Raw genomic sequence first — 10893 nt, 5'->3', positions numbered from 1 at the left:
GCCCCCGCCCCGCCCCGCGCCGTCCGCCGCCGCCGACGCCGACCGACCGTGACTGAGCGCTGACCGTCGACCGCTGACCGCTGACCGCTGACCGCTGAGCGTCGACCGCTGGTCGCCGGCCGCTCACTGCTCGCCCAGCGTCACGTCCACCGTCTTCGTGACACCGTCGCGCGAGTACGTCACCTTCGTACGCTGCCCCGGCTTGTCCGCGGCCAGCGCCTCGGACAGCGAGGTGATGGTCGTGATGTCCCTGCCGCCCACCCTGAGGAGGATGTCCCCGGGCCGGATGCCCGCCCGGTCCGCCGCGCCCCCGGCCCTCACGTCGACGACCGCGACCCCGGCGGGCTGGTACCCGGCGTCGACGACGGTGCGCCCGGTGATGCCGAGCGCGGCCCGCCCGGAGTCGACGACCCTGCCGTACCGCACGATCTGGCCGGCGATCGTCTTCACCATGGACGCCGGGATCGCGAAGCCGATGCCGGGCGCCGCGCTGCCGCCGAGCTGGGGGTCGGTGGCGGCGAGCGTCGGGATGCCGATGACCTGCCCGTCGAGGTTCACCAGCGCGCCGCCGCTGTTGCCCGGGTTGATCGCGGCCGAGGTCTGCACCATGTCGGCGATCGTCGCCCCGGTGCCGCCGCCGCTCTGCCCCTCGCTCACGGTCCGCCCGGTCGCCGACACGATCCCCTGGGTGACGCTCGAAGACAGCCCCAGCGGGGAGCCCATGGCGAGCACGATCTGCCCGACCGCGACCTTCTCCGATGCGCCGAACGTGGCCGCCTTCAGCCCGTGGGGCACCTTGTCCAGCTTGACGACGGCGAGGTCCTGCTCCGGGTAGGCGGAGACGAGCGTCGCCGTGAGCGTCTCCTCGCTGCCCGCCGTGGTGACGTGGAACCGCTTCTCGTTCCCGACGACGTGCGCGTTGGTGACGATGTGTCCCTTGTCGTCGTAGACGACCCCCGACCCGAGGTCGTGGCTCGCCTGGATCTGCACGACCGACGGCAGGACTTCCTTGATCACCCGCTGGTAGTCGCTCTGCAGGTCGTCCGCGGTCGCCGGGGCGGCCACCTGCCGCCCTCCGGAGGGCGGCAGGCTGGCGGCGTCCGCCGCCGCTTCGGGCACGGTGGAACCGCTGCACCCGGACAGCACGGCCGCACAGCACACCAGCGCGGCCGGCGGACCGACCAGCCGGCGGACACGATCACGCAGACGGTCACGGACACGTTCGCGGGCACGGCCGAAGACGCAGCCGAAGGAACAGCCGAAGGAACAGCCGAAGGAACCGGCACGAGCACGGAGACGGGCGCGGGCACGGGAGACGTCCATGAGCCGAGTCTGTCGCCGGCCCGGAGTCCCGGCCCCCGGGATTCCCCCGTACGGGCGGCGGGCGGCCGCCCCGGGTACCCGCCGCGTCCTACCCGCGCACCCCGCACAGGTGCAGCAGCGCCGCGATCCCGCGGTACGGGTCGGTCCGCCCGGCCCGCTCCTCCGTGTCCAGGAGCCCGGCCACGTCCGCGGGTGCCTGCGCACCGTCCGCCGCCGTGTCCGTGAAGACCCGTACCCCGTACCAGGCGTGCAGCGGGGCGCCGATCCCGGCGAGCGTCGCCGTCAGGTCGGCGAGCCGGTCCGCCCGTACGTCCAGGCCCAGCGGGGTGGGGGTCCCCCCGTTCGAGTCGGTTCGAGAATGGGGGAGGTGCACCGTCGTGTCGAACGCGGCCAGCGCCGCCGCCCAGTCGCCGGACAGCCCCGGCCGCATCGCCAGCGCGTCGGCGTTGCGCACGAGCAGCGACAGCAGTCCGCCCGGCGCCAGCATCCGGGCCAGCCCGGCCAGCAGCGGATCGGGCTCCTCGACGTACATCAGCACGCCGTGGCACAGCACCACGTCGAAGCTGCCCGGCAGGAAGTGCACGCCGGTGTCCTGGCCGTCGCCCTCGACGATCCGCATCCGCGCCCGGATGCCCTCGGGCTCGGCGGCCAGCGCCTGACGGGCCACGGAGATCATCTTCTCGTCCCGCTCCAGGCCGGTGACCTGGTGCCCGGCCCGGGCCAGCCGCAGCGCCTGCGTGCCCTGCCCCATCCCGACGTCGAGCACCCGCAGCCGCTGCCCGACCGGGAACCGCCCGGCTATCTGCTCGTCGAGCTGCCGGGCCACCAGTTCCTGCCGTACGACATCACGCAGCCCGCCCGGTTCGGCCGGCCCGGCATCCGCCGCACCCCCGGGGAAAGCAGCCGTACTCAGGGCCGCTCCCCCCGCTTGACCTGCGGCTTCGGCAGGCGCAGCCGGCGCATCTGGAGGGAGCGCATCAGCCCGTAGGCGACGGCGCCCTTGCGGCTCTGGTCGGGGAAGCGCTCCGCCAGCCGCTTCTTCAGCCGGAGGCCACTGGCGAGCGAGTCGAGCACGATCAGCACGATCACCACGAGCCACAGCAGCAGCGCGATGTTCTGGAGGTAGCCGACGCGCACCATGCTCAGCACCAGGATGACCACGGCCATCGGCAGGAACCACTCCGCGATGTTGAACCGCGAGTCGATGAAGTCACGCGCGAACTTGCGCACCGGGCCCTTGTCCCGGGCCGGGAGGTAGCGCTCGTCGCCGCTGGCCAGCGCCTGGCGCTGCCGCTCCATCTGGACGCGGCGGTCCTCGCGCTGCCGCTTGGCGGCCTCCTTGCGGTTGGTCGGCGTCTGGGCGACGCTGCGGCGCTGGCTCTGGGCCTCACTCCTCTTGGGCGTGGGGCGGCCCTTGGGCGCCTGCGGGTCACGGGGCTGCTTGGAGATGCTCACCGGCGTCTTTTCGGCGACCGGCGCCTTCTCTTCCTTGGCACGGCTACGGAACACAAATCCCAAGGGTACGGGCTCGGCCCGCATGGACCCCAGCCCGGTGGGGAACGATCCGGCAACGCCGGTCGTCTCACAGGGACAGGGGGAGGACGGTCCGCACGTCCGACCGGGAGGCACGTCGGGGGTCACCTACTCCCTACGCCGGATCGGAAACGCGCGCAGTCGTCCTTGGGGATGACCGCATCCGTTCCCGAACAGTGCGGTAATGGATGCAGGGCCCGTACTGTGGGTTCTGTCGCAGAGCTGTGAGCTGGAGTCCGTCAGAAGGGGGCGCGCGAAGCCCATGAGCGGTGTCATGAAGCGTATGGGGATGATCTTCCGCGCGAAGGCGAACAAGGCCCTTGACCGGGCCGAGGACCCGCGCGAGACCCTCGATTACTCGTACCAGAAGCAGCTCGAGCTGCTGCAGAAGGTCCGCCGCGGCGTCGCCGACGTGGCGACCAGCCGCAAGCGGCTGGAGCTCCAGCTGAACCAGTTGCAGCAGCAGTCCACCAAGCTGGAGGACCAGGGCCGCAAGGCGCTCGCGCTGGGCCGCGAGGACCTGGCCCGCGAGGCGCTCTCCCGCCGCGCCGCGCTCCAGCAGCAGGTGACGGACCTGGAGACCCAGCACTCCACCCTCCAGGGCGAGGAGGAGAAGCTCACCCTCGCGGCCCAGCGGCTGCAGGCCAAGGTCGACGCCTTCCGCACCAAGAAGGAGACGATCAAGGCCACCTACACGGCCGCCCAGGCGCAGACCCGGATCGGGGAGGCGTTCTCCGGCATCTCCGAGGAGATGGGCGACGTCGGCCTGGCCATCCAGCGCGCCGAGGACAAGACGCAGCAGCTCCAGGCCCGCGCCGGCGCCATCGACGAACTGCTCGCCTCCGGGGCCCTGGACGACCCCACCGGCACGGCCAAGGACGACATCGCCGCCGAGCTCGACCGGATCTCCGGTGGTACGGATGTAGAGCTGGAGCTGCAGCGGATGAAGGCCGAACTGGCCGGAGGCTCCTCCGCCGACCGCCAGGCCATCGAGGGCGGCCAGGGTCAGGCACAGCCCCAGCAGCAGGCTCGGGACACCCCCCGCTTCGACAAGCAGTGAGCACCGGGGCACCGGCCGCCGCACGGGCAGCCGGGGCCCACGCGCCGAGGAGGGCGACATGATCGTACGGATCATGGGGGAGGGACAGGTGAGGCTGGCCGACGGCCACTTCACCGAACTCAACAGGCTGGACGACGAACTCCTGGCAGAAGTGGAGAAGGGCGACGGCCCGGGTTTCCGCCGCACCCTGGCCGCCCTCCTCACCAAGGTCCGGGAACTGGGCGACCCCCTCCCCGACGACGCCCTGGAGCCGTCCGAGCTGATCCTGCCCGCCGCGGACGCCACCCTGGAGGAAGTACGGGACATGCTCAGCGACGACGGCCTGATCCCCGGCTGATCCCGACCCCACGGAAGCCCTGAGCCAGAACCCCCGCGCACCCGCCACCCCGTACCGTTGGCACACATGGCCCCCCTCGACCGTGTCCGCGACCGGCTGAAAGCGCACCCCTTCGCGCTGGACGCGGGGATCGCGGTCGGCGTGCTCGTCTGCATGGTGGCCGGTTCCTTCGTGGACCCGCGCGGCGAGCACGGCGTCAACTGGGCCGTGCGCCGGCCGGAACTGCTCAGCCTCGTCCTGATGGCCCTCGGCGGCGCCGCGCTCGTCCTGCGCCGCCGCGCCCCGCGCACCGTGCTCGCCGTCACCGGCACCGTCTCGCTCGTCGAGTGCGTCACCGGCGACCCGCGGGCCCCGGTCGCCATGTCGGCCGTCGTCGCCCTGTTCACCGTCGCCGCCGCCACCGACCGCCCCACCACCTGGCGCCTGGGCCTGTCCACCATGACCGTGCTGACCGGCGCCGCCATGCTCGGCGGCCCCGAGCCGTGGTACGCCCAGGAGAACCTCGCCATCTTCGCCTGGACCGGCATGGCCGCCGCCGGCGGGGACGCCGTCCGCAGCCGCCGCGCCTTCGTCCGCGCCATCCGCGAACGCGCCGAACGCGCCGAACGCACCCGCGAGGAGGAGGCCCGCCGCCGCGTCGTCGAGGAGCGGCTGCGCATCGCCCGCGACCTGCACGACGTCGTCGCCCACCACATCGCCCTGGTCAACGTGCAGGCCGGAGTCGCCGCCCACGTCATGGACAAGCGCCCGGACCAGGCCAAGGAGGCCCTCGCCCACGTCCGCGAGGCCGGCCGCTCCGCGCTGGACGAACTGCGCGCCACGGTCGGCCTGCTGCGCCAGTCCGACGACCCCGAGGCCCCCACCGAGCCCGCCCCCGGCCTCGACCGCCTCGACGACCTCGTCGGCACCTTCCGCAACGCGGGCCTGCACGTCGAGGTCGCCCGCGCCGACGGCGGCACCGCCCTGCCCGCCGCCGTCGACCTGGCCGCCTTCCGGATCGTCCAGGAGGCCCTCACCAACGTGCAGAAACACGCAGGCGGCCGGGCCAGGGCCGAGGTCAGCGTCGTACGGGTCGGACCCAACCTGGAGGTCACCGTCCTCGACGACGGCGCCGGCGCGGACGACGTCCCCCACGTCGGCGGAGGGGGCCACGGGCTGCTCGGCATGCGCGAGCGGGTCACCGCCGTGCGCGGCACCCTCACCACCGGCCCCCGCTACGGCGGCGGTTTCCGCGTCCATGCGATCCTTCCCGTCAAGACCGACACCAGCACCCGCCGCACGAGTACGTGCACCCGCGCCCCGGGGGACGCCGCATGACGATCCGTGTCCTGCTCGCCGACGACCAGGCACTGCTGCGCAGCGCCTTCCGCGTGCTCGTCGACTCCGAGCCCGACATGGAGGTGGTCGGCGAGGCGTCCGAGGGCGCTCAGGCGGTACGCCTGGCGAAGGAGCAGCGCGCCGACGTCGTCCTCATGGACATCCGCATGCCCGGCACCGACGGCCTCGCCGCCACCCGCCTGATCAGCGCCGACCCCGCCCTCGACCAGGTACGGGTGGTCATCCTGACCACCTTCGAGGTCGACGACTACGTCGTCCAGTCGCTGCGCGCGGGCGCCTCGGGCTTCCTCGGCAAGGGCAGCGAACCCGAGGAACTGCTGAACGCCATCCGCATCGCGGCCGGCGGGGAGGCGCTGCTGTCCCCGGCGGCCACCAAGGGCCTCATCGCCCGGTTCCTCGCGCAGGGCGACGCCGACGACGGCCGCGACCCCATCCGCTCCGCCCGCCTGGACGCACTGACCGGGCGCGAGCGCGAGGTCCTCGTCCAGGTCGCCGGCGGCCACTCCAACGACGAGATCGCCGAACGCCTCCAGGTCAGCCCGCTGACCGTGAAGACCCACGTCAACCGGGCCATGGCCAAACTCGGCGCGCGCGACCGGGCCCAACTGGTCGTCATCGCCTACGAGTCCGGTCTCGTCCGCCCCAGGGTGGACTGAGCCCGCCCTGCCCCAGTACATCCAGGGGTGGAGCGGGCCCGACCCGGGCGTACTGCGGCCGGAGTAGGCGCGCCGCACGGAAATGGACCAGGGGCCTACGGATCACCGGGTGGCCGTGCCCGAAGGTGTAGGGGTGGGCGCCACTGCGCGCCCGTGCCGCTTCTCCCGCCACTTCGGGCCTGCCACTTCCGGCCGGCCGTTCCCGGCGCTCACAGACGCTCACGGAAGAGAGACCCTGACCCATGTCCTGGCTGTCCAGATTCAGCCTCGCGCAACGGGCCCTGATCGGACTGATCTCGATCGTCGCGCTCGTCTTCGGGGCCATCGCGATCCCCCAGCTCAAACAGCAGCTGCTGCCCAGCATCGAGCTTCCCGTGGTGTCCGTGCTCGCGCCGTACCAGGGCGCCTCCCCGGACGTGGTGGAGAAGCAGGTCGTCGAACCGCTGGAGAACAACCTCAAGGCCGTCGACGGCATCACCGGCGTGACCGCCACCGCGAGCGAGGGCAGCGCCGTGATCACGGCGTCCTTCGAGTACGGCAACGACACGCAGCGGCTGGTCGCCAACGTCCAGCAGGCCGTCAACCGCTCCAAGGCCCTGCTCCCGACCGACGTCGACCCGCAGGTCGTCGCCGGCTCCACCGACGACATACCCACCGTGGTCCTCGCCGTGACCTCCGGCAAGGACCAGCAGGCGCTCGCCGACCAGCTCGACAGGACGGTCGTACCGGCCCTGAAGAACGTCGACGGCGTCAGCCAGGTCACCGTGGACGGCGTACGCGACCTCCAGGTCACCGTCACCCCCGACGACGCGAAGCTCGCCAAGGCGGGCCTCACCACCGCCGACCTGGCCCAGGCCCTCCAGGCCGGCGGGGCCACCGTCCCGGCCGGCTCCTTCGACGAGGACGGCGCCAACCGGACCGTCCAGGTCGGCGGCGGCTTCACCTCGCTGAAGCAGATCGAGGACCTGATGGTCGCCGGTCAGCGCGGCACCGGCACCGGTACCGGCAAGGCACCGGCCCGGCTCGGCGACGTCGCCACCGTCCGCCAGCAGCCCGCCAAGGCCGACTCCATCACCCGCACCGACGGCCGGCCCAGTCTCGCCGTCGCCGTCACCCTCGACCACGACGGCAGCGCGGTCGCCGTGTCGAACGCCGTCAAGGACAAGCTGCCCGAGCTGCGCAAGAGCCTCGGCTCCGACGCGAAGATCACCACGGTCAGCGACCAGGGCCCGGCCGTCTCCAAGTCCATCGAGGGCCTGACCACCGAGGGCGCCCTCGGTCTGCTCTTCGCCGTCCTGGTCATCCTGGTCTTCCTGGCGTCGCTGCGTTCCACGCTCGTGACGGCGGTCTCCATCCCGCTCTCCGTGGTCGTCACCCTGATCGTCCTGTGGACCCGCGACCTGTCGCTGAACGTCCTGACCCTGGGCGCCCTGACCATCGCCATCGGCCGCGTCGTCGACGACTCGATCGTGGTCCTGGAGAACATCCGGCGCCACCTCGGCTACGGCGAGGAGCGCCGCGAGGCCATCCTGGGCGCCGTGCGCGAGGTGGCCGGCGCGGTGACGTCCTCGACGCTCACCACGGTCGCCGTGTTCCTGCCGATCGGCCTCGTCGGCGGCCTGGTGGGCGAGCTGTTCGGCCCGTTCAGCATCACCGTCACGGTGGCCCTGCTGGCCTCCCTGCTGGTGTCGCTGACGGTCGTGCCCGTCCTGTCGTACTGGTTCCTGCGCGCCCCCAAGAACATGCCCGCCGACCCGGAGGAGGCCCGCCGCGCGGCCGAGGAGAAGGAGTCCAACAGCCGCCTCCAGCGCTTCTACGTGCCCGTCCTGCGTTTCGCCACCCGCCGCCGCCTCACCAGCGTGCTGATCGCGGTGGTCGTGCTGGTCGGCACCTTCGGCCTGGCCCCGCTGCTGAAGACCAACTTCTTCGATCCCGGCGACCAGAAGGTGCTCAGCGTCAAGCAGGAACTGAAGCCCGGCACCGGTCTGGCGGCCACCGACGCCCAGGCGAAGAAGGTCGAGAAGCTGCTCGCCGGCACCAAGGGCGTCAAGGACTACCAGGTGACCGTCGGCTCCTCCGGCTTCATGGCGGCCTTCGGCGGCTCCACGGACGCCAACCACGCCTCCTACCAGGTCATGCTGGAGGACTCGGCGTCCGCCGAGGACGTCCGCAAGGACATCGAGGACGGGCTGCACAAGCTGACCGGCATCGGCACCACCACCGTCAGCGCCGGTGACGGCTTCGGCGACCAGGACCTGAAGGTCGTCGTCAAGGCGCCCGACGCGCGGACCCTGCGCACCGCGGCCGAGCAGGTCCGCAAGACGGTCGCCGGACTCGGCGACGTCAGCGACGTCACGAGCGACCTGTCGCAGAGCGTGCCCCGCGTCTCCGTGCGCGCCAACGACAAGGCGGCAGCCGCCGGCTTCACCGAGCAGACCCTCGGCGCGGCCGTCGCCCAGGCGGTCCGGGGCACCACGGCCGGCAAGGCCGTCCTGGACGACACCGAGCGGGACATCGTGATCAAGTCGGCCAGGCCCGCCGAGACGCTGGCCCAGCTGCGCGACCTGCGCCTCGGCCCGGTCAAGCTCGGCGACATCGCCACCGTGAAGCTCGTCGACGGCCCGGTCTCCATGACCCGTATCGACGGACAGCGCGCGGCGACGGTCACCGCCAAGCCGACCGGCGACAACACCGGCGCGGTCAGCACCAGGCTCCAGTCGAAGATCAAGGCCCTGGACCTCCCGGCGGGCGCCACGGCCGAGATCGGCGGTGTCACCTCCGACCAGAACGACGCGTTCAAGAACCTCGGCCTGGCCCTGCTGGCGGCCATCGCCATCGTGTTCATGCTGCTGGTGGCGACTTTCCGCTCGCTGGCCCAGCCGCTGATCCTGCTGGTCTCCATCCCGTTCGCCGCCACCGGCGCGCTCGGCCTGCTGATCGCCACGGGCACGCCGCTGGGCGTCCCGGCGATGATCGGCATGCTGATGCTGGTCGGCATCGTGGTCACCAACGCGATCGTCCTGATCGACCTCATCAACCAGTACCGCAGGCAGGGTTACGGAGTCGTGGAGGCCGTGGTGGAAGGCGGCCGGCACCGCCTGCGCCCGATCCTCATGACGGCCCTGGCGACCATCTTCGCCCTGCTCCCGATGGCCCTCGGCATCACCGGCCAGGGCGGCTTCATCGCCCAGCCGCTCGCGGTGGTCGTGATCGGCGGCCTGATCACCTCCACCCTGCTGACCCTGCTCCTGGTCCCGACGCTCTACGCCATGCTGGAGCTGCGCAAGGAACGCCGCGCGAAGAAGCGCGCGGCGAAGCGCGGACAGGGGCAGGAGACGGAGCCGGAGCCGGATCAACTGGAACCGGCGGGCGTCTGACCCCGCCACGCACGACGAACGGCCGGGCTTCCCTCGCGGGAGCCCGGCCGTTCCGCATCTGCTTCGTTCCCTACGCCCTCAGGGAGCGGACGAAGGCGTCCCAGACGCCGGTTGGGACGATGATGATGTCCCCGCGAGGAGTCTTGCTGTCGCGGACAGGGACGGTGCCGGGGAAGTCCCCGGTGATCTCGACGCATTCGCCCCCGTTGGTGTTGCTGTAGCTGCTTCTGCGCCAGCGGGCGGCGGTCAGCTCGGGGGTGTGCTGCATGGTGTGTAGTCCTCCGTTGCCTTTCGGATCAGCTCCGCCGAGGCGGCCGGCGAAAGGGCGTTGGCGCGGAGCACTTCGTACTGCCTTCGCCACTTCTTCGCCGAGTCGCGGTCCCGCGGAGTTCGTCCTGACGGAGGCGAGACCGCTGCCGGCGGACGAGGCAACGGAGGCGGGGGAGTTGCGCTTCGCGGGAGCACAACTGGCGGCGCCCCTGACGGACGCTTCCCGATCTAAGAAATACATCTCTAGGAACGCCGCCGCACCCTCATGGGACACGGCCCGCTGCCGCTCGGAGGGCGGGTGTCAGAGGAGGTCCGTCGTCTCCAGTTCGCATGCGAACTGCTCCGGGAGAGCGAGGGATCTGCCGAACGGGACGGTGCGGAGCTGACGGTAGTCCTCGTCCTCGGGGTCGCTGAACAGCGTGACGGAGGACGCGTCCCGGTCCACGAGCAGGTACAGCGGGATACCCGCGCGGGCGTAGCAGCGGCGCTTGAGCTCGCGGTCCCTGCGGGGCTTGGTGGAGGTCACCTCCAGGACCATGGCGACGTCACCCGCGGGCGTCCAGGGAGCCGCGTTGCGGTACAGGTCCAGGTGGGCGGGGGCGAAGGTGCCGTCCGGGATCACGTGGTCCCTGGGGCAGCTCTCCGCGCCGGGCAGCTTCAACCCCTTGTTGCCCGAGAAGTCCATGTCGGTACGGGAGCGCCTGCTCACCTGCTTCGCGAGCCGGGCGATGCAGTGCTCGTGTTCCCCGTCCGGCGGCGACGTCACGACGATCTCCCCCTCGAGCAGTTCCGCCCGCAAACCCTCCGGGGTGTCGAGGGACAGGAAGATGTCCAGCAGTCCCTCCGCCGGCGTGGTGGGCTCATGAGCCACAGCTGTCACGTCACGCCCCTCCTTCGGCCGTTCGTCAGACTGGGACATCGGAAGACCACCTGTTCTCGGCATCGGGAACCGTTCCCCCGATCGTGGCACGAAAGGGGCGCTTCCCGGCCGCTGCAAGC

10 protein-coding genes are annotated in these 10893 nt (G+C 71.9%); 5 read left to right on the top strand and 5 right to left on the bottom strand.

Annotation, left to right across the window (positions count from 1 at the left end; translation table 11 throughout):
- Nucleotides 1-123: 123 nt before the first annotated feature.
- The 3 genes from ACFC02_RS39495 to ACFC02_RS39485 all read right to left on the bottom strand — a co-directional run bounded on the left by ACFC02_RS39495 (nucleotide 124) and on the right by ACFC02_RS39485 (nucleotide 2862).
- A complete protein-coding gene (locus ACFC02_RS39495; RefSeq protein WP_376367353.1) occupies nucleotides 124-1161 on the bottom strand; it encodes a S1C family serine protease in 1038 nt (345 codons plus the stop codon).
- A gap of 250 nt (nucleotides 1162-1411) precedes the next feature.
- Nucleotides 1412-2149 (bottom strand): class I SAM-dependent methyltransferase, encoded by a 738-nt coding sequence (locus tag ACFC02_RS39490; RefSeq protein ID WP_376367351.1) that lies wholly within the window; start codon nucleotides 2147-2149, stop codon nucleotides 1412-1414.
- A gap of 83 nt (nucleotides 2150-2232) precedes the next feature.
- Entirely contained in the window at nucleotides 2233-2862 is a 630-nt protein-coding gene (locus ACFC02_RS39485; RefSeq protein WP_376367349.1) for a DUF3043 domain-containing protein, read from the bottom strand.
- A gap of 256 nt (nucleotides 2863-3118) precedes the next feature.
- Here ACFC02_RS39485 and ACFC02_RS39480 point away from each other — a divergent pair, with 256 nt between their 5' ends.
- The 5 genes from ACFC02_RS39480 (at nucleotide 3119) to ACFC02_RS39460 (ending at nucleotide 9624) form a co-directional block, all read left to right on the top strand.
- Nucleotides 3119-3916 (top strand): PspA/IM30 family protein, encoded by a 798-nt coding sequence (locus ACFC02_RS39480; RefSeq protein WP_376367347.1) that lies wholly within the window; start codon nucleotides 3119-3121, stop codon nucleotides 3914-3916.
- Between the two features lie 58 nt (nucleotides 3917-3974).
- Nucleotides 3975-4253: a hypothetical protein gene (locus tag ACFC02_RS39475; RefSeq protein ID WP_376367345.1), complete on the top strand. Its 279-nt coding sequence runs from the start codon at nucleotides 3975-3977 to the stop codon at nucleotides 4251-4253.
- Nucleotides 4254-4319: 66 nt separating this feature from the next.
- Nucleotides 4320-5570, top strand: a complete 1251-nt coding sequence (locus ACFC02_RS39470) for a sensor histidine kinase (RefSeq protein ID WP_376367343.1) — start codon at nucleotides 4320-4322, stop codon at nucleotides 5568-5570.
- The gene (locus tag ACFC02_RS39465; RefSeq protein WP_376367341.1) at nucleotides 5567-6247 is read left to right on the top strand and encodes a response regulator; all 681 of its coding nucleotides are present in this window, start codon (nucleotides 5567-5569) and stop codon (nucleotides 6245-6247) included. The genes ACFC02_RS39470 and ACFC02_RS39465 overlap by 4 nt, the downstream gene beginning before the upstream one ends.
- A gap of 242 nt (nucleotides 6248-6489) precedes the next feature.
- Entirely contained in the window at nucleotides 6490-9624 is a 3135-nt protein-coding gene (locus ACFC02_RS39460) for an efflux RND transporter permease subunit (RefSeq protein WP_376367339.1), read from the top strand.
- 70 nt (nucleotides 9625-9694) lie between these two features.
- Here ACFC02_RS39460 and ACFC02_RS39455 read toward each other — a convergent pair whose 3' ends face one another.
- Both ACFC02_RS39455 and ACFC02_RS39450 read right to left on the bottom strand, forming a co-directional pair.
- Nucleotides 9695-9892 (bottom strand): DUF397 domain-containing protein, encoded by a 198-nt coding sequence (locus ACFC02_RS39455; protein ID WP_376367337.1) that lies wholly within the window; start codon nucleotides 9890-9892, stop codon nucleotides 9695-9697.
- Between the two features lie 303 nt (nucleotides 9893-10195).
- A complete protein-coding gene (locus tag ACFC02_RS39450; protein ID WP_376367335.1) occupies nucleotides 10196-10774 on the bottom strand; it encodes a Uma2 family endonuclease in 579 nt (192 codons plus the stop codon).
- Nucleotides 10775-10893: the final 119 nt, after the last annotated feature.

The organism is Streptomyces sp. NPDC056160, from assembly GCF_042268205.1.
Taxonomy (GTDB): Bacteria; Actinomycetota; Actinomycetes; order Streptomycetales; family Streptomycetaceae; genus Streptomyces.
This window is presented reverse-complemented; position numbering and strand designations above follow the sequence as displayed.